We start from the raw sequence: 17,003 nt of genomic DNA on the forward strand, positions 1-17,003 counted from the left end.
CGCTCGCCGCTCTCCCAGGCGCCGTCGACCGTGCCCCACAAGGTGTCATGCGTGGCTTCGCCGGCGAAATACATGCAGCCGACCGGATCGATCAGCGCTCTTCGTGCGGCCTGCCCGCCCGGCGCGGCCACCGACATCGCGCCCAGTATATAGGGCGAAGCGTTCCAGCGCGTCGCGCTCGACTTCTTGATGCCGGCCGCCGCATCACTGCCGAACAGCTTCTTCAGCCATTCCGTCGCAAACGCGACCATCGCCTGCTCGCCGTCTGCCGAGAGATCGCGGCCGAACGAGCCCGCGACGTCGATGGTGCACAGGGATGAACCGCCGATATTGGCATAGAGCAGCGCGGTGCGCATCGAATTGCTCTGCTCGATCAGGACATCGTCGCGCGCAAGCCCCAGCGGATTGCCGGGCAACTGCAGCGCGATGCGGTCGTAGCTGCCGAGGCCGAGCTTTGCGACCGCATCGCCGATGCGCTTGGGAAGTTCGGAATCGAACTTGAGCTTGCCGGCCGCGAGCACGTTGGTCGACACCGTGATGATCGCGGCGCGCGCGAGGACCTTGCCCGAGGGCGTGTTCACCTCGACGTCGCGGTTGCTGTAGGAGATGCGGGTGGCGGGCGTCGACAATGCCACTGGCAACTGCGCGCCGAGCTTCGCAATCAGCGTGCCGAGCCCCTGCCGGCAGGCGATTGCGTTATCGCGATCCTGCGCCCGCGCCTTGTCGACGACCGAGACCTCCTTGAGGTCCTTGCCGGTGAAACTGGCGCCGAGCACGAACTCCGCCGTGCCGGCCCAATCGCCGAGCTCCTTTGGCAGCACCGAGGCACAGGACACATCGCTCCTGCGCGCGGCATCGTCGATCGCGCGATTGGCGCGCACCAGCGCGGCCAGGAATTCCTCGGTCTCGCCGGGACGCGCATTGCGGCGGCCGATCCGGATCTTCTCGCCCGATGGCGCGGGCATCAGCTCGAGCCCCGCGGTCCGCGCGAGGCGGATCATCGGATTGGTCTCGGGATTGTGCGCCCAGCGCGCGCCGCGATCGAACGGGACCTCGAAGGTCGAGCTGTCGGTCTGGCAACGGCCGCCGATCTGGCTCGACGCTTCCAGCACGATCACCTTGCGGCCCGCCGCCAGTACTCGCCGCGCCGCAGCAATGCCGGCAGCGCCCGCGCCGATGACCACGATGTCGGCATCGCGCGCCGGCGGCGCGGCTCCAGCGCGGCCGGCAAGGAGCGGAGTGGCGGCAATGCCTGCGGACGCCGACAGGAAGTTGCGGCGGGTGATCGTCATATCATGGTTTCCGCAGGCTTGAAGCAAATGGGAACAGTCAGCGAACCTTGCCGCATCTCATGCGGCGCAGCAACCATCATGGTGAATCAATCATGATTGATCGGCTGCGTCGATGAACTAAATTGCAACCGCTCGCGACCATGATAAGGAACCAAAAAGCGGAAGGGCAAGCCGCGCAGGGGGAAACATTTATGGGCGTCATGCTCGACACGATCGGCCAGGTGATCGCGGGCTACCTGGAGAAGGAAATCCCGGGTTACGAGCCGTTCACGCCGAGCGATCCGGAGCATCTGCGCGGCGTGATCCAGCCTGGCGATGTCCTGCTGGTCGAAGGCAACAACCGCATTTCCGGCATCATCAAATACCTCACGCAATCGACCTGGTCGCACGCCGCGCTCTATGTCGGTCCGGTCGACGGTGCCTGCGAGCCTGACGGCGAGCCGCATGTGCTGATCGAGGCCAATATCGGCGAAGGCGTGACCGCCGCGCCGCTGTCGAAATATTTCCCCTATCATACCCGCCTCTGTCGTCCGGTCGGCCTGTCCTACGAGGACCGCGAGACGGTGTGCCGCTACGCCATCAACCGGATCGGCTTCGGCTACGACACCAAGAACATCGTCGACCTTGCGCGCTATCTGTTCCCGCTGCCGGTGCCGCAGCGCTGGCGACGGCGGATGATCGCGCTCGGCTCGGGCGATCCCACCAAGATCATCTGCTCGGCACTGATCGCACAGGCCTTCGATGCCGTGCGCTATCCCATCTTGCCCAGGATCACGCGCACCTCGAGCCGCAGGGCGCGGCGCGAGATCCTGCACATCCGCGACTCCTCGCTCTACATGCCGCGCGACTTCGACATCTCGCCCTATTTCGAAGTCGTCAAACCCACCATCGTGCACGGCTTCGACTACACCGCCCTGCACTGGGCCGACAAGCAGAAGCCGCTCGAGGAGGTGGCGGGCGAATTCAGTGTGTTTCACGAAAAGTCGCCGCCGCTTATTCCTGAAACGCCTGACCAGGAAACGCCGCTTCCGGTGGCGACTGAAGATGCGGAAGTGAAGGCGCCGGAGCTCGCGGCCTGATTTCGCTAAAAGCGCGCAGCCAGTGTCAGGCGGACCGCGAGCGGTTCGGCCGGGTGGATGTGGCGGTCGGCGACGCCATCGATCGGTTCGCCCGGCAGGCGCGACAAATAATAATATTCGATCTGGTTGGTGTTGGCATTGAAGAGGTTGAGCACGTCGAGCTGCAACCGCATGCCATTGTCGAACTGATAGCCGGCGCGGGCGTTGAAGATCAGCGAGGATTGCGAGCGCACGCTGTCATCCTCGATCAGCGGGCGCGGCCCGAAATAGCGCGCGGTCAGGGCGCCGAACCAGCCCGTCTCGCGTCCGAACGTCACGGCGCCGCTGGCGATCCAGGCCGGCGCGCCCGGAATGAAATTGCCGACCGGGTCGAAATCGGTGAAGCGCGCGCGGGTATAGGCGAGATCGACATCGAGGCGCATCCACGGCAACGGCTTGTACTGATTGGTCCACTCAACGCCGACGCGCCGGCTCGGGCGGCTCGGCTCGGTGGTGCCGGCGTCGCCGACGAACAGGAGTTCGGAATCGAAGTCGAGCACGAACACCGCAAGCGAGCTGGTCAGGCCTTCGATCGCCTTGGTGCGGATTCCAACCTCGGCGCCCTTGGAGCGAACCAGGAGCGGCACGCGATCGAGCGGCGTCACCTTGTCGGTGGGATCAACGGTGATCGTCGCGCCGCGGATGTCGTTCGAGTGCAGGCCGTAGCCGGCATTGCCGTAGAATTCAGTCTTGTACCACGGGCCCAGCACGATGCCGGCCTTTGGGCTGGTCATTGCGGCCTGCGCGTTGCCGGAATTTTGCGGCGTGTCGCTGAAGACGTGGCCCGCAAAGAAATCCTCGCGGATGCCGACCGTGGTACGCAGCCAGTCGGTCCAGCGCGCGGTGGTGTCGGCCCACAGGCCGACGTTCCCCTCTTGCACGCGGTCCTGGCGCACGGTCGAGAGCGCCTCGCGCTGGAAGGTCTTGAACAGGCCGACCTCGATATCGTCGCCACGCGTCTGCAGCCCGACGCGGGTCTGGGTCTCGACGCCGGCGACGCGCGCATCGAAGGCATGAGAGGCGTTGAAGCCATAGACGGTGCGGCGATCGAGCTGGCTGAACTGGTCGCCATTGATGGGATCGTCAAGAAAATAGGTGAAGTTGTTGAACAGTTGCAGCGACGAGCGGATCACATAGGCATTCGCCCGGGTCTGGCCGTAGTCACCGGACCGCGCCCAATTGCCGGAGAGGCTGAAGCGGCTCGAGGTGCCGCCGTCGGTGGGATCGAGCGAGCCGAACCGACCGATCAAGCCCTGGTCGAACGCGCGCTGCGCCACCTGGTCGGTCGAGGTCCAACCGTTGGAATAGGCCATCGCCGACAATGTGAAGCCATCGGTCGCGGTGCCCTGGCTGTAGCGGAGCACGCCGCTCGCCTTGCGCACATTATCAGGCACGTCCCATGGGCCGTCATATTTGTTGGCCACGATCGCGCCGAGCAGGGTGCCCTCGCCGACCGCCGTCGAGCCCGCCGCCAGCGCGCGCTGATAGCCGAAACTGCCGAAGGTCACCTGGGCGATGTTCTTCGGCAGCCGGTTGACATAATCGATGCCGACGCTGCCGGCGGAAGAGAAATCGCCGGTGTCGGCGTAGTACGGACCTTTGCGGACGTTGATCGAGCCGATCAGTTCCGGGATCAGGAAATTGATGTCGGCATAGCCCTGGCCGTGGCCATGGGTCGGCATGTTGACGGGCATGCCGTCGACTTTGATCGCAAGATCGGTGCCGTGGTCGAGATTGAAGCCACGCAGGAAATATTGGTTGGCTTTGCCCTCGCCGGAATGCTGGGTGACGATCAGACCGGGCACCACTTCCAGGACCTCGCCGACGCGCGACACCGGCAGCGCATTGACCTCCTCGCCGCTGATGCGCGTCTCGCTCGCGGCCGTCGGCAGAAGATTGGGCGCATCCGACTGCCCTGAACCGGAGGTGACGCCATTCGCCGCGGATGCAGGTTGGGTTGACCGGGCTACCGACGTGCGTCGGCCGCTCCGCGGACGGCGCGACTGTTCGGCCCGCTTGATCCGCTTCGGCGGCGCCACCTCCGGCGACGTCACCGTGACCGGTGGAAGTTGATTGGCGGACCCGGCGACAGACATTTGCGCCTGCGCCGTCGACGTAACAATGGCAAGGGAGGCGGCGGGAAGAATCCGCCAGACAAGTTCACGCAACGCCCATGCTCCCGCAGGGCAACCTGCTACAATCGGCAGGCAACCGCACCAATTCGACTTCAACCCCGCCCGGCGAGGCTAGCAAGCCAAGTGTGACGTTACAACCAAAACATCATACTGACGCCCCCGCGACACCAATCGGAAAATTTGGATGCAACGGATCACCATCACCATCGAGGACGATTTGCTCGGCGAGATCGACGCCGCGGCAAAAGCGCGCGGTTACCAGAACCGCTCGGAGATCATCCGCGATCTCGCCCGCGCGGGATTGCAGCAGAGCGTCGAGGACGCAGCGACGTCGGGGCAATGTGTGGCGGCGCTGGTGTACGTCTACGACCACGCCGCGCGCGACCTTTCAAAGCGGCTGGTGCAGAACTTCCATGGTCACCACGACCTGTCGCTGGCGACGCTGCATGTCCATCTCGACGACGATAGCTGCATGGAAGTGACCGCGCTGAAGGGAGCCGCCGGCGACGTCCGCCATCTCGCCGACCACGTCATCGCCGAACGCGGCGTGCGCTATGGACGGGTCGTGATGATCCCGACCGCACCGGACAAGAAGCCGCGCAAGCATGGGCACCGGCACGATTGAGGGCGGCCGTCCGGCTCTTGCCGAAACCTTTTGCCATGTCTACCTCTCGCGGGGGCTTTTGGGAGAGGTGAACCCACCATGTTGGATGCCGCCGTCAAGGCGCTCACGCAAATCCTGTCGCCGCCGATGCGCTCGATCCTGTGGCGCTCGGTCGGCGTGGCGCTGGTATTGGTGACGGTGCTCGCGATCGGATTGCAGCGGCTCTTGAGCTGGTTTGCCGACTATGGCGAGGTCTGGGCTGAGGGCCTACTCGGCCCCAACTTCCACTCCACGCTCAACGTGCTCTCCTGGATCGTCTCGATCGCCGCCGGCCTCGGCGTGGTGCTCGGCGGCATCTTCCTGATGCCCGCGATCACCTCGCTGGTGGCGAGCCTCTTCGTCGACGAGGTGGCCGACCATGTCGAGCGTGAACATTATCCGGCGGAACAGCCCGGCGTCGCGCTGCCATTCAACCTTGCCATGACCGAGGGCATCAAGACCGCGCTGCTGACCATCCTGGTCTATCTGATCGCGCTGCCCTTCGTGTTCTTCGCCGGTGCCGGCTTCCTGATTTTCTTCTTCGCCACCGCGTGGCTGTTGGGGCGCGAATATTTCGAGCTCGCAGCGATGCGGTTCCGGCCGCCGGCCGAGGCCAAGGCGATGCGCCGGGACAATGCCGCGACCATATTCACCGCCGGTCTGATCATCGCCGCCTTCGTGTCTATACCGATCGTCAACCTAGCGACGCCGCTGTTCGGCATGGCCTTCATGGTCCACATGCACAAACGGCTATCGGGCCCGAGGCCGCAGTTGCTGGAGCCGCGACGGCAGGGAATGTCGATGCGCTAGCAGTCGACGGTCAGGCCACCGACATTCCGCACTTGCGCATCACCATCTTGGCAAAGCCGAACGGCTCCGGCGTAAACGGTCCCGGCGGCGCGCGGGTGATCAGGGCGACGAAGAACAGCGCCGTCATCGCGAGCCAGAAGCACAGCCAGAAGCCGTCGATATAAGCGAGCACATTGGCCTCGCGCTGCACCAGCGCCGCCAGCGTTCCCACCGCGCGCGCTTGGGCGAGGCCCACGCCGTGAGCGGCGAATTGATCGGCGAGCTGCTTGAGCATGCGCATGACATTGACATCGCCATTGGCGACGTGTTGCCCGATATAGTTGGAATGGATCTGCTCGCGGACCCGCAGCCAGGTGCCCATCAGCGCCACGCCGATCTCGGCGCCGCCAAGCCGCATGATCTGGATATAGGCGGCGAACGCCGTGGCGCGGCTCGGGTCGGAATTGGACAGCGCCATGATGATGATCGGCAGCAGCGTCAGCGACTGCCCGATCGCTTGCAGCAGAACGATGCCGACAAAATCCCCCCGCGCCCAGTCGTGGGTCAATTGCGTGCCCCAGAGATTGGCGGCGGCGAAGGCCGAGAATCCCAGGACGACCACGGTGCGCGTATCGAAATGTCTGAGCAGATAGATCGAGATTGGCACCAGCACGAACATCGGCAGCGCGCCATAGGTCAAGAGCAAAACGCCGCTCTGCTCCGGCCGCATCAGCGCGATCGTGCCGAGAAAGTTCGGCACCAGCGATGAATTGGACAGGCCGGTGAGGGTGTAAAGCAGGATGACGACCAGCGAGAGCCCGACATTGCGCGAGAACAGCACGTTCACATGCGCCCAAGGCTGCCGCACCATGGCCTCGTTGATCAGGAAGACGACGAACAGCGCAGCGCCGCTAAGCAGCAGCGCCATCACCGTGCCGGACTCGAGCCAGTCGAGTCGATTGCCCTGGTCGAGACCGGCATAGATCATCGAGACGGAGCTGCCGAGCAGAAGCATGCCGCCCCAGTCCGCATCGCGAAGCAGGTTCTTGTTGACGGGTTCACTGGGCGTGCCGAGATAGACCATCAGCGCCATCAGCGGCGCGATGACGACGCCCTGCCAATAGACCCACTGCCAGCCGAGATGATCGACATAGAAGCCGACCAGCGAGGTCGAGGTATCGAGCGCGAAGCCGACGCGGATCGAATAGATCGATATCGCCGGAATCCACCAGCGGATCGGCAGATTCCGGAACACGATCATCAGCGTCGCGGGCACGAAAGTGCCGAGCAACAGGCCATGCACGATGCTGAGCCCGATCAGCGTGGGGTAATGGTCGACGAACGGGATGATCAGCGACACCCCGGCATAGACGAGGCTCGGGATACCCAACACACGGCGCAGGCCGAACACCGTGGCAAGCCAGGCGACTGCCGGCGCGATGAAGATCTGCGAGCCGATTCCTGCGGTCGAAATCCAGGCGCCCTCGTCGAAACCGAGCGAGAAGGCCCCGCGCAGGTCCGGCAGGCCAACCGTGGTCAGCCGGCTGTCGACATTAGCAAGGAACGCGCCGAGCAGCACCGCGGCGACTGCAAACAGCGGCTGCCGCGCAATGCCGCCCTGCGAGACCGGTCCGCGGCCGGCGTCGTCATTTGCCGCCATTCGTCTCCTCATCGCCGGTATTGATCCTTGTGATCACGGACATGCCGGGCAACAGGCGCGAGAGCAGCGGTTGGTTTTCGTCGAACCGGATGCGGACCGGGATACGCTGCACGACTTTGGTGAAATTGCCGGTGGCGTTATCCGGCGGCAATAGCGCGAATTGCGAGCCGCTGGCCGGCGCAATGCGCTCGACGCGACCGCGCAATTTCTCGCGCGAGAAACTGTCGACGGTGATCTCGACGGGTTGGCCCGGCCGCACCCGTGTGAGCTGGGTTTCCTTGTAGTTGGCGATCACATAGACGTTTGGCAGCGGCACGCCATTGATCAGGTTGGTGCCGATATTGACGTAGTCGCCCGGCTGCACCTGCCGCTCACCGACCACGCCGTCGAACGGCGCCACGATTTTGGTGTAGCCAAGCTTGAGCTTCGCGGCGGCGAGCTGCGCCTTGGCGGCATCGAGATCGGCGGCGCGCTGCTTCTTGGTGCCCTGCAGCACTTCGAGCTGATGGCGCTGCGCAGCAACCACGGCGCGGCTCGCGCGCACATCGGCTTGCGCCTTTGCATAGGCGGCCGTTGCCTGTTCGAGCCTCTGCCGCGTGCCTGCGTCCGTTTGCGACAGCGATTGCTGGCGCTCCTGCTCCTGGCGCGCCTCGACCTCCAGCGCTGCCGCAGATACTTGCGCGGCTTCGGCCTGCGCGATCGTCGCATATTGCAGTTCGACCTGGTTGTTCAGATTGTCGAGCGCGGCCTGCGCGGCGGCGACGCCAGCTTCAGCCTGCGCGACCTGGGCCTGGTAATCGGCGGGATCGATCTGCACCAGGAGATCGCCAACCTTGACGTGCTGGAAATCCTTCACCGCCACCGTCAACACCTCACCGGCGACGCGGCTGCTCAGCCGTGTCAGCTCAGCGCGGACATAGGCATCGTTGGTGGTCTGGATCGTGGCGGCGCCGACCCATTCGTCCCAGCGCAGCGTCGCCAACGCAATGAAGGCGAAGGCGGCGAGCACGGCGAATACGGGAATGGCCAGCCGCCCCAACGTACCAGATGGTGCAGCCGACGGCTTCGGCGGAGGAGCCGTCGGGGCCGGAGCCGGTGCCGGCGCAATCCTGTTCAGCGGTGCCGGGGTGATTTGGTTCTGCTCACTCAAGATACGTTCCCCAGGTCATCGTTCTCACGCAACTACCGAGACAGCGGCCGGCGACGGCAGCCATCATCGCTCAGACCGTCTTTTCCGGCCACCGGCAGAGATCGTTGATCAGGCATACCTCGCAGCGCGGTTTGCGAGCGAGACAGGTGTAGCGGCCGTGCAGGATAAGCCAGTGATGTGCATGCAACATGAACTCGGCCGGAATCACTTTCTCCAGCCCGAGCTCGACTTCGAGCGGCGTCTTGCCCGGCGCAAGCCCGGTGCGATTGGCGACACGGAACACGTGGGTATCGACCGCCAGAGTATGTTCGCCATAGGCCATGTTGAGCACAACATTGGCGGTCTTGCGGCCGGCACCGGGCAGCGACTCGATCTCGGCGCGGGTGCGCGGCACCTGGCCGCCGAAATCGGAGATCAGCTTCTCCGATAGCGCGATGACGTTTTTGGCCTTGGTGCGATAGAGGCCGATGGTCCTGATGTAGTCGCGCAGCTTCTCTTCGCCGAGCGCGAGCATTTTCTGCGGCGTGTCGGCGACGGCAAACAGCGCCCGCGTCGCCTTGTTGACGCCGGCATCGGTCGCCTGCGCCGAGAGCACGACGGCAACCAGCAGCGTATACGGGTTGAGATGCTCGAGCTCTCCCTTCGGCTCCGGATTGGCCTTGCGGAACCGCTCGAATGCTTCGCGCACGTCGGCCGGGGTCCAGGGCTTCGGCGCTTTAAGGGATTTCTTTGCCGCGCGAGCGGGCGGCCTGGCCACCGGCTTCTTTGCCGACTTTTTCGGCGACGATCGAACGGTGGGTTTCCTGGCGCGTTGAGCGCGGATGATTTTGGCCATGATCGGCATATACTGGTAGGCCATGAGCGCAAGCAACGACTTTGACCCAACGCTTGAACCAGAGCTGTTCTCGGCGCTGCTGACGCCGCACCGCTCGCTCAACCGCACCGGTTTCATCGTGCTGATGAGCATCGTCAGCGTGGTCAGTTTTGCCGCCGGCGCCGTATTCTGGTGGATCGGCGCCTGGCCGGTGCTCGGTTTCTTCGGTCTCGACGTGCTGGTCATCTATTGGGCCTTCCGCGTCAATTTCCGCGCGGCCCAGGCCTGCGAGGAAATCACAGTGACGCCATCGGAATTACGGGTGCGCCGGGTCAGCCATCGCGGCCATGTCGCGGAATGGGTGCTCAATCCGCTCTGGGTGCAGTTCGAGCAGCAGGTCGACGCCGAGTTCGGCATCGAGCGGCTCTACCTGGTTTCTAGGGGCCGCGTCGACATCGGCAGCTTCCTGGGTCCGGACGAAAAAGCTAGCTTTGCCAAAGCCTTAATTGCCGCGCTGAATGCCGCCAAGCGCGGGCCGATCTATAATCCGATCCATTGAGGGTTGTCGGAAAACGGGTGGTTGAACAGCCGCATGCGCCCTAAATCAGCCTCCATGATGACACTCGCCATCCATGACCAGCGTCTGGCCAAGCAGGGCCTCGAGAGCGCTGCGCTGCGCGACTATGATTCGGTACGGCGCGCGATCGCCTTCATCTCGGAGCGCTGGCGCGCGCAGCCGACGATCGAGGCGGTGGCGGATGCCGCCGGCGTGACGCCGGACGAGTTGCACCACCTGTTCCGTCGCTGGGCCGGGCTCACGCCAAAGGCGTTCATGCAGGCGCTCACCCTCGACCATGCCAAGAACCTGTTGCGCGATTCCGCGAGCGTGCTCGATGCCGCGCTCGATTCGGGACTCTCGGGCCCCGGCCGGTTGCACGATCTCTTCGTCACCCACGAAGCGATGTCGCCGGGCGAATGGAAGATTGGCGGCGCAGGCATGACGCTGAGCTACGGATTCCACCCCTCGCCATTCGGAACCGCGATCGTGATCGCCACCAGCCGCGGTCTGGCCGGTCTCGCCTTCGCCGATCCCGGGGACGAGGCGACGGCATTTGCCGACCTGCGCCGGCGCTGGCCGAACGCAACCTATGTGGAGGATGCCGAAGGCACGGCTCCGATTGCACAGCGCGTCTTCGACACCAAACTGTGGCGGCCGGACCAGCCGCTGCGCGTGGTCCTGATCGGCACCGATTTCGAGGTGCGGGTGTGGGAGACGCTGCTGAGGATCCCGATGGGGCGCGCGGTGTCCTATTCCGACATCGCCTGCAAGATCAACAGCCCGAAGGCCTCGCGCGCCGTCGGCGCCGCAGTCGGTCGCAACCCTGTGTCGTTCGTGGTGCCCTGCCATCGCGCGCTCGGCAAGAGCGGCGCGCTCACCGGCTATCATTGGGGCATCACCCGCAAGCAGGCGATGCTCGGCTGGGAAGCCGGGCAGTTGGGATTGAATTAGTGAGCGATCCCGGTGGGCAAAGGCGCGTAGCGCCGTGCCCACCATCCGCACTCGGCTCGTGATGGTGGGCACGCTGCGCTTTGCCCACCCTACAATCCTACTTATTCAATCGCTTCCAGAACACCGCCGTGTCGCAGAGCCGGCCGTCGGGAAACAGCGCGTAGTTCGGGATGATCCCGCTCTCGGTCCAGCCGGCGCGCTTGTAGAGACGATAGCCGTTTTCGCCCGGCACGGTATCGAGCACGAGCAACCAGCGGCCGCGTCTGATGGCTTCGACTTCGATCTGCGCCATCAGCGCTGCGCCGATGCCGCGCCCGCGCGCGGAACGGTGGACCAGCATCTTTTTCAGGTCGGCGCGGTGCGGCTGGTTGGGCGGCGTGTCGAGTCCCAACTGGACCGTGCCGACGATCCTGCCATCGAGCTTTGCTGCAAGCAGCACAGTGTCGTCTGACGCGACTGCGCCAGCGACTTCACGAAAGTACGCAAGCCCATCGGCCTGCGAAAACGGCGCCATGAAGCTGACGCTGGCGCCGCCCTCGACGCAATCGACGAGGACCGATGCGAGCTGCTCGAGGGCTGCGTCCGGTACGGGCGCGTCGAGAACGGATATCTCGACGCTGCCGCTCACGCCGCCAGGTCGAGCTTTGAGGCGACGGTGGAATCGGCGTTGAGGCGGTAGATGATAGGTGCGCCGGTCGCCAGCTCGCGCTTCAGGATCTGCTCGGGCGACAGTTTCTCCAGCACCATGATCAGCGCGCGCAGCGAATTGCCGTGGGCGGCGACCAGCGTTCGTTCGCCGCGCAGCACGCAGGGCAGGATCTCCTGCACGTAATACGGCAGCGTGCGCGCCAGCGTATCCTTCAGGCTTTCACCGCCGGGCGGCGAGACGTCGTAGGAGCGGCGCCAGATCAGGACCTGCTCCTCGCCCCACTTCTTGCGGGCGTCGTCCTTGTTGAGACCGGAGAGATCGCCGTAGTCGCGTTCATTGAGCGCGAGGTTCTTGAGCGTCTTCAATCCGGTCTGGCCGATTTCGGCGAGCGCCAGATCGAGCGTATGCTGCGCGCGCTTCAGCACCGACGTAAAGGCGATGTCGAACGACAGTCCTTGCGCCTTCAACTTGCGGCCGGCCTCTTTCGCTTCGGCAATGCCCTGCTCGGTGAGATCGGGGTCTTTCCAACCGGTGAAGAGATTCTTCAGATTCCATTCACTCTGGCCATGGCGCACCAGCACGAGAAGACGATCGCTCATTCCAAATTCCGTTCTTGTTTGAGCATGATCATTTCGGAAAACCGGTTCCCGCTTTTCCGGATCACGCGTTAGACGTCGGAGAGCCCCAGCACATCCATCATGGAGTATAGCCCGGGCTCCTTGCCATGTGCCCATAGCGCCGCCTTGATCGCGCCATGCGCAAAGATCATGCGGTCCTCGGCAAGATGCGACAGCGTGATGCGCTCATGCGGTCCGGCGAAGATCACGCTGTGGTCGCCGGGCACCGTGCCGCCGCGCAGCGAGGCAAAGCCGATATCGCCGGCACGGCGCGCACCAGTGTGGCCATCGCGGCCACGGGCCGAGTGCCTGTCGAGCGCAATGCCACGGCCAGCCGCAGCAGCCTCGCCGAGCAGGAGGGCGGTGCCGGAGGGTGCGTCGACCTTGGCCTTGTGGTGCATCTCGACGATCTCGATGTCGAAGGCATTGTCGAGCGATTTCGCGACCTGCTGAACGAGGGCCGCCAAGAGATTGACGCCGAGGCTCATATTGCCGGACTTCACCACCACGGCGCGATTGGTGACGCTTCGGATCACCGCGTCATCGGACGCCGACAGCCCGGTGGTGCCGATGACATGGACGAGGCCACGCTCGACTGCGATCGCGACATTGGCGATCGTCGCCGCCGGCACGGTGAAATCCAGGATGCCGTCGGCATTGGCCGAGAGCGACCAAAGATCAGCCGACAATTTGACGCCGTTGGCAGGCAGGCCCGCGAGCACGCCGGCGTCCTCCCCGAGAAGCTCGGAGCCGGGCGCTTCCAGCGCACCGGTCAGAACCGCGCCCGGGGTCTCCGAGATGGCACGCGTCAAGGCGCGGCCCATCCGGCCGCCGGCCCCCGCAACGATCAAGCGCATATCGGCCATGGCTTATCCCTCTCCACGCCTATAGCGGGCGCAGCCCATTCCGGCAACCGAGTCTCTTGCGAGACGTTCCCATAGGCAAGCAAAAGCTGGAAACGAGGCGGGTAGAAGGATGGTCCAACCTGGCCCCGCCGGCGGGATCGCCCAGGCCGCCATCCGGCGTACCCGCGTGGCTATAGGGCTAGTTCCAACTGCTTTTCCAAGACGACCTGGCCGTCGCGTTCGACAGTATAGGTCGCCTTGTAGGTGCCGTGGTCCCAGCCGTTCGGCGGGCGCTTTTTGCCCGCAAACAACATGTACTGCGCCTTGTTGCTCTGAAGCGGCGCGGTTCGATTTTCGGCAAGAACTTGTCCCTGCGGGTCCTTGATCACCAGCCCCTGGGTGTCTCCCGCTTTCAGCCCGATGGCGCGGATGAAAGCAACAAGCGCGGGGGAATTGGCGGATACGGATTGCCCCTCCGCACTTGCCTCCTCAATGAGTTCCATGGTCGGCGGACCGCTCATGAAGCCGGCGTTCAGGACCGCTCGTTCCTGATACGCAAGCCGAGCGCGGAGCGCAGGCTGCCAAAGAGATTCGCCGCCACCGCATGAGCCGGGAACGGCACCATAGGCGAAGGGATCTACGATGGCTCCTTTGTACCTGACGGTGAAATGCAAATGAGGATATTCGGTCAGACCGGACAGACCGATGCGGCCGAGCCGCTGCCCGCGGGCGACGTCGTCGCCGGGCTTCACCGCCAGGCTGCCATTGGCCATATGGCAGTATTGGGTTTCCCAACCGCCGGGATGTTCGATGAGGACGCCGTTGCCGCATTCAACATCGCGCACGGCCTCGCGCGCCGTCTTGCCGAACGCGCCATCGGGCACGCCGTCGCGCATGCGAAGAACGCGGCCGCTTGCGGAAGCGAGCACGTCCACGCCGGATTTTTGCGCCGCGAGTGAGGGAATACGAAAGTCCGTCCCGTTATGTGCGTCGTAGGTGAGCGAGCCGCATTTATAATCGCGGCTCGACTGCGAAGGGTCGTCATCAACATAGTTCTGGATGTAGCAGGTCTGGCCAATCTCGCAGCCGACGGGCATTGCGAGCTCGATGTTCTCCGCGCGCGCGGAGCCGGCAAAGCCGACTGCCGCCGCAATCACTGCGACGGACCGCATGAATCCGTGGGAGATGATAAATGGCCTCGGTATCATCTGGCGGAAGCCTATCAGCTATCCAGCGGAGGAACTTTCCCGACCAACATTCGGACAAAGCGTGGCTCGCCATCCTCTCGCGAAGAATGCTCGCTCAGGATTGCGGCGCCTCGTAGCCTTCGATGATGATGAGATCGGCGATCGAATGCGGCTGCCGAACCTTGATGTTGGCCTGATATTCCGGCGAGCGATAGCAGGCTAGCGCTGTTTCGTAGTCGGGAAACTCGATCACGACGTTGCGGGAACGGCTCTGGCCTTCGACCGCAGTGAACTTGCCGCCGCGCACGACAAACTTGCCACCGAATTTCTGGAAGATGGCCGGGTTGGCCGCTATGTAGGGCTTGTATCCCTCCTCGTTGTGAACGTCGACGCGTCCGATCCAGTATCCCTTGGCCATCCCTTTTTCTCCCTTGTCGTTAGCCTAGCACCTGCGCAATCTCAGCCTGAATGATATCTGCGGCGGCTTTGGGGTCACTGGCCTCCAGGATCGGCCGCCCCACCACCAGATAGTCGGCGCCGGCGGCGATTGCACGTGACGGCGTCATGATGCGCTTCTGATCGCCGCTCGCGGAACCGGCCGGGCGGATGCCGGGCGTCACCAGCTTCATCTGGTGTCCGACGATCTTGCGCAACGAGGCCGCCTCCTCCGGCGAACTCACGAGCCCGTCGACGCCGAGCACCTGCGCCTGCTGCGCGCGCGCCTCGACGAGATCGGCAACGTTGAAGCGATAGCCTGCGGCGTGGAGATCATTGTCGTCATAGGACGTCAGCACCGTGACCGCGAGAATCCTGAGGTTCGATCCCGCGCGCGCCTCCACGGCCGCCTTCATGGTCTGCGGATAAGCGTGCACGGTGAGGAAGGTGGCGCCAAGTGTCGCGATGCTCTCGACGCCGCGCGCGACGGTGTTGCCGATGTCATGCAGCTTGAGATCGATGAAGACCTTCTTGCCGGCAGTTGCGAGCGCGCGCGCCAGCGGCAGGCCGCCGGCATAAGCGAGCTGATAGCCGATCTTGTAGAAGTTCACGCTGTCGCCGAGTTTGTAGATCATCGCTTCCGCCGCAGCGATGCTGGACAAATCGAGCGCCACGATCAGGCGGTCCTTCGGTGCGATATCGGCTGGCTGCATGTCACCTCACATCATGCGTTGGGAAAGGTCGATCAATTGCCGCGCCATTGCCTGCATCGCCTCGATATCGGCGGGATGCCTCAGGTGATCCATGTCGTCATAGGCATGTTCGGCAAATGACAGCGCGAGCTGGTTCGGGATCACGGTGGCCTGGCAGGCGGACAGGATGAGGCGCAGCGCCGCCAGTGCGCGGCTGCCGCCGAGCCGGCCGCCGGAAGCGGCAGCGATGGCGAAGACACGATCGCGAAACACCTGGCCGCGAACCTCATGGGGATCCTGCACGCGGCTCACCCAATCGATGGTGTTCTTGACCAGCGGCGGCACGGAGGAATTATATTCCGGCGTCACGATCAGGACACCATGATGGGCGCCGATCATGCGCTTGAGATTGATCGCGTTTTTCGGCACGCCGGATTTCGCCTGCAGGTCACCGTCATAGATCGGCAGTGGAAAATCGGCCAGCGAGATGCGGCTGACCTCGGCGCCCGCCTGCGCGAGCTCATGCGCCGCAACGGCCGCAAGCTTCGCGTTGAGCGAACCTGATCGCAGCGACCCCGGGATCACAAGTATTTTCAGCGCAGACATTATTTTTGAATCGCGTTCGGCAGACCCGCCGCGCGATGCGCAGCGAGCATTTTCGCAGAAAATGCTCTTAGCCAATAAATTGCGCGTATTCTATGCGCAAAACCGGCGTCCACTTTTGCGGAATACGCGCCTACCGCCCTTTGCGATACACCCAGACCCGGGCGGGCGGAAGGTTCATCCAGATCCGCTCGGAAGCTTCTGTGGACACGCCCGGCAGCGATTTCGGGATCGGCGGGACGACCGAATAGGTGAACTGGACGAAGGGAGCGCCCGGCGCCAGCGCCACGAAGGCATCGCGGATCAGCCTTAGGCGGGTGATCATCGGTTTGGTGACCAGAGGCAGGCCAGAAACCATCGCCGCGGCCGGTGCGGGCAACACATCCCAGAGCGAGTCCCGAAGCTTGTAGGCGTCGCCCTGCACCACTTTGGCCTGCGGATAGCGCTCGCGCAGCAGCGCGCAGAAGCTGGGATTGTATTCGACCAGTACGAGACGCTTCTGATCGACGCCATGTTCGATCAGCGCGTTGGTGATCGCACCGGTCCCGGGACCAAGTTCGACGACGGGACCTTCCGATCTGACATCGACATATTGCGCCATCGTGCGCGCCAGCAGCCGGCTCGACGGCATCACTGCGCCAACATGCAGCGGTTTTTCGATCCATGACCGGAGGAAGCGGACCTCGTCGTCGAGACGGGGCTTCTTCAACGGACGCACGGACGATTGCAGGGGCATGTCGCTACCAGGCGGGACCGCGCGAGCGGCTGTCAGAAAACAGTCATAAAGAGGTATAGGTCGAAACCGTTATGGTCAAGCAGATCGCCCACGCATCTGATCCGCCAAACTGTGACGGGGTTTGGCGA

18 protein-coding genes are annotated in these 17,003 nt (G+C 64.1%); 5 read left to right on the top strand and 13 right to left on the bottom strand.

The genetic code is table 11. The features are described 5' to 3' along the window. Positions 1–1,292: flavin monoamine oxidase family protein (locus CWO89_RS07590; RefSeq protein WP_130578011.1), on the bottom strand; the 1,292-nt coding region annotated here is incomplete at its 3' end. Positions 1,293–1,483: 191 nt separating this feature from the next. On the opposite strand from CWO89_RS07590, the gene CWO89_RS07595 reads away from it, so the two are divergent. After that, positions 1,484–2,371: a YiiX/YebB-like N1pC/P60 family cysteine hydrolase gene (locus CWO89_RS07595; protein WP_130578012.1), complete on the top strand. Its 888-nt coding sequence runs from the start codon at positions 1,484–1,486 to the stop codon at positions 2,369–2,371. Positions 2,372–2,376: 5 nt separating this feature from the next. On the opposite strand, the gene CWO89_RS07600 is transcribed toward CWO89_RS07595, so the two are convergent. Further along, positions 2,377–4,506, bottom strand: a complete 2,130-nt coding sequence (locus tag CWO89_RS07600; protein WP_130578013.1) for a TonB-dependent receptor — start codon at positions 4,504–4,506, stop codon at positions 2,377–2,379. Positions 4,507–4,729: 223 nt separating this feature from the next. Here CWO89_RS07600 and nikR point away from each other — a divergent pair, with 223 nt between their 5' ends. Further along, a complete protein-coding gene (gene nikR / locus CWO89_RS07605) occupies positions 4,730–5,170 on the top strand; it encodes a nickel-responsive transcriptional regulator NikR (RefSeq protein WP_130578014.1) in 441 nt (146 codons plus the stop codon). 78 nt (positions 5,171–5,248) lie between these two features. Continuing rightward, positions 5,249–5,998: a sulfate transporter family protein gene (locus tag CWO89_RS07610; protein WP_130578015.1), complete on the top strand. Its 750-nt coding sequence runs from the start codon at positions 5,249–5,251 to the stop codon at positions 5,996–5,998. 10 nt (positions 5,999–6,008) lie between these two features. On the opposite strand, the gene CWO89_RS07615 is transcribed toward CWO89_RS07610, so the two are convergent. The 3 genes from CWO89_RS07615 to nth all read right to left on the bottom strand — a co-directional run bounded on the left by CWO89_RS07615 (position 6,009) and on the right by nth (position 9,622). Next, positions 6,009–7,637, bottom strand: coding sequence for an MFS transporter (locus CWO89_RS07615; RefSeq protein WP_130578016.1), 1,629 nt, complete (start codon positions 7,635–7,637; stop codon positions 6,009–6,011). Further along, entirely contained in the window at positions 7,624–8,787 is a 1,164-nt protein-coding gene (locus tag CWO89_RS07620) for an HlyD family secretion protein (RefSeq protein WP_130578017.1), read from the bottom strand. Before CWO89_RS07620 ends, CWO89_RS07615 begins: the two co-directional genes overlap by 14 nt. Positions 8,788–8,857: 70 nt before the next feature. Then, entirely contained in the window at positions 8,858–9,622 is a 765-nt protein-coding gene (nth, locus tag CWO89_RS07625; RefSeq protein WP_130578046.1) for an endonuclease III, read from the bottom strand. 22 nt (positions 9,623–9,644) lie between these two features. Between nth and CWO89_RS07630 the strand changes: the two genes are divergently transcribed. Both CWO89_RS07630 and CWO89_RS07635 read left to right on the top strand, forming a co-directional pair. Beyond that, complete coding sequence (locus CWO89_RS07630) at positions 9,645–10,160, top strand: DUF2244 domain-containing protein (protein WP_130578018.1); 516 nt, start codon at positions 9,645–9,647, stop codon at positions 10,158–10,160. 54 nt (positions 10,161–10,214) lie between these two features. Then, positions 10,215–11,111, top strand: coding sequence for a methylated-DNA--[protein]-cysteine S-methyltransferase (locus CWO89_RS07635; protein ID WP_130578019.1), 897 nt, complete (start codon positions 10,215–10,217; stop codon positions 11,109–11,111). A 97-nt stretch (positions 11,112–11,208) separates the two neighbouring features. On the opposite strand, the gene CWO89_RS07640 is transcribed toward CWO89_RS07635, so the two are convergent. From CWO89_RS07640 to CWO89_RS07675, 8 genes are all read right to left on the bottom strand, one after another. Further along, positions 11,209–11,739, bottom strand: coding sequence for a GNAT family N-acetyltransferase (locus CWO89_RS07640; RefSeq protein WP_245475804.1), 531 nt, complete (start codon positions 11,737–11,739; stop codon positions 11,209–11,211). Further along, positions 11,736–12,359, bottom strand: a complete 624-nt coding sequence (locus tag CWO89_RS07645; RefSeq protein WP_130578020.1) for a 2,3-bisphosphoglycerate-dependent phosphoglycerate mutase — start codon at positions 12,357–12,359, stop codon at positions 11,736–11,738. The genes CWO89_RS07640 and CWO89_RS07645 overlap by 4 nt, the downstream gene beginning before the upstream one ends. A gap of 68 nt (positions 12,360–12,427) precedes the next feature. Further along, positions 12,428–13,243, bottom strand: a complete 816-nt coding sequence (gene dapB / locus CWO89_RS07650; protein WP_130578021.1) for a 4-hydroxy-tetrahydrodipicolinate reductase — start codon at positions 13,241–13,243, stop codon at positions 12,428–12,430. A gap of 170 nt (positions 13,244–13,413) precedes the next feature. Beyond that, positions 13,414–14,319, bottom strand: a complete 906-nt coding sequence (locus tag CWO89_RS07655) for a M23 family metallopeptidase (RefSeq protein WP_349644868.1) — start codon at positions 14,317–14,319, stop codon at positions 13,414–13,416. Between the two features lie 205 nt (positions 14,320–14,524). Further along, positions 14,525–14,827: a DUF1330 domain-containing protein gene (locus CWO89_RS07660; protein ID WP_130578023.1), complete on the bottom strand. Its 303-nt coding sequence runs from the start codon at positions 14,825–14,827 to the stop codon at positions 14,525–14,527. Positions 14,828–14,846: 19 nt separating this feature from the next. Beyond that, complete coding sequence (gene pyrF / locus CWO89_RS07665; RefSeq protein WP_130578024.1) at positions 14,847–15,557, bottom strand: orotidine-5'-phosphate decarboxylase; 711 nt, start codon at positions 15,555–15,557, stop codon at positions 14,847–14,849. A gap of 6 nt (positions 15,558–15,563) precedes the next feature. Beyond that, the gene (locus CWO89_RS07670; protein WP_130578025.1) at positions 15,564–16,142 is read right to left on the bottom strand and encodes an NADPH-dependent FMN reductase; all 579 of its coding nucleotides are present in this window, start codon (positions 16,140–16,142) and stop codon (positions 15,564–15,566) included. Positions 16,143–16,272: 130 nt separating this feature from the next. Continuing rightward, entirely contained in the window at positions 16,273–16,875 is a 603-nt protein-coding gene (locus CWO89_RS07675) for a class I SAM-dependent methyltransferase (RefSeq protein WP_130578026.1), read from the bottom strand. Positions 16,876–17,003 lie beyond the last annotated feature (128 nt).

This window comes from Bradyrhizobium sp. Leo170 (genome assembly GCF_004296405.1).
Classification (GTDB): Bacteria; Pseudomonadota; Alphaproteobacteria; order Rhizobiales; family Xanthobacteraceae; genus Bradyrhizobium.

Excerpts from the sequence above, each read along its gene's own strand:
- CWO89_RS07675 (WP_130578026.1), bottom strand. The coding sequence starts at position 16,875 with ATGCCCCTGCAATCGTCCGTGCGTCCGTTGAAGAAGCCCCGTCTCGAC.
- CWO89_RS07595 (WP_130578012.1), top strand. The coding sequence starts at position 1,484 with ATGGGCGTCATGCTCGACACGATCGGCCAGGTGATCGCGGGCTACCTG.
- dapB (WP_130578021.1), bottom strand. The coding sequence starts at position 13,243 with ATGGCCGATATGCGCTTGATCGTTGCGGGGGCCGGCGGCCGGATGGGC.
- CWO89_RS07645 (WP_130578020.1), bottom strand. The coding sequence starts at position 12,359 with ATGAGCGATCGTCTTCTCGTGCTGGTGCGCCATGGCCAGAGTGAATGG.
- CWO89_RS07600 (WP_130578013.1), bottom strand. The coding sequence starts at position 4,506 with ATGTCTGTCGCCGGGTCCGCCAATCAACTTCCACCGGTCACGGTGACG.
- nth (WP_130578046.1), bottom strand. The coding sequence starts at position 9,622 with ATGGCCAAAATCATCCGCGCTCAACGCGCCAGGAAACCCACCGTTCGA.
- CWO89_RS07655 (WP_349644868.1), bottom strand. The coding sequence starts at position 14,319 with ATGCCCGTCGGCTGCGAGATTGGCCAGACCTGCTACATCCAGAACTAT.
- CWO89_RS07610 (WP_130578015.1), top strand. The coding sequence starts at position 5,249 with ATGTTGGATGCCGCCGTCAAGGCGCTCACGCAAATCCTGTCGCCGCCG.
- CWO89_RS07670 (WP_130578025.1), bottom strand. The coding sequence starts at position 16,142 with ATGTCTGCGCTGAAAATACTTGTGATCCCGGGGTCGCTGCGATCAGGT.
- CWO89_RS07615 (WP_130578016.1), bottom strand. The coding sequence starts at position 7,637 with ATGGCGGCAAATGACGACGCCGGCCGCGGACCGGTCTCGCAGGGCGGC.
- pyrF (WP_130578024.1), bottom strand. The coding sequence starts at position 15,557 with ATGCAGCCAGCCGATATCGCACCGAAGGACCGCCTGATCGTGGCGCTC.
- nikR (WP_130578014.1), top strand. The coding sequence starts at position 4,730 with ATGCAACGGATCACCATCACCATCGAGGACGATTTGCTCGGCGAGATC.
- CWO89_RS07635 (WP_130578019.1), top strand. The coding sequence starts at position 10,215 with ATGATGACACTCGCCATCCATGACCAGCGTCTGGCCAAGCAGGGCCTC.
- CWO89_RS07630 (WP_130578018.1), top strand. The coding sequence starts at position 9,645 with ATGAGCGCAAGCAACGACTTTGACCCAACGCTTGAACCAGAGCTGTTC.
- CWO89_RS07660 (WP_130578023.1), bottom strand. The coding sequence starts at position 14,827 with ATGGCCAAGGGATACTGGATCGGACGCGTCGACGTTCACAACGAGGAG.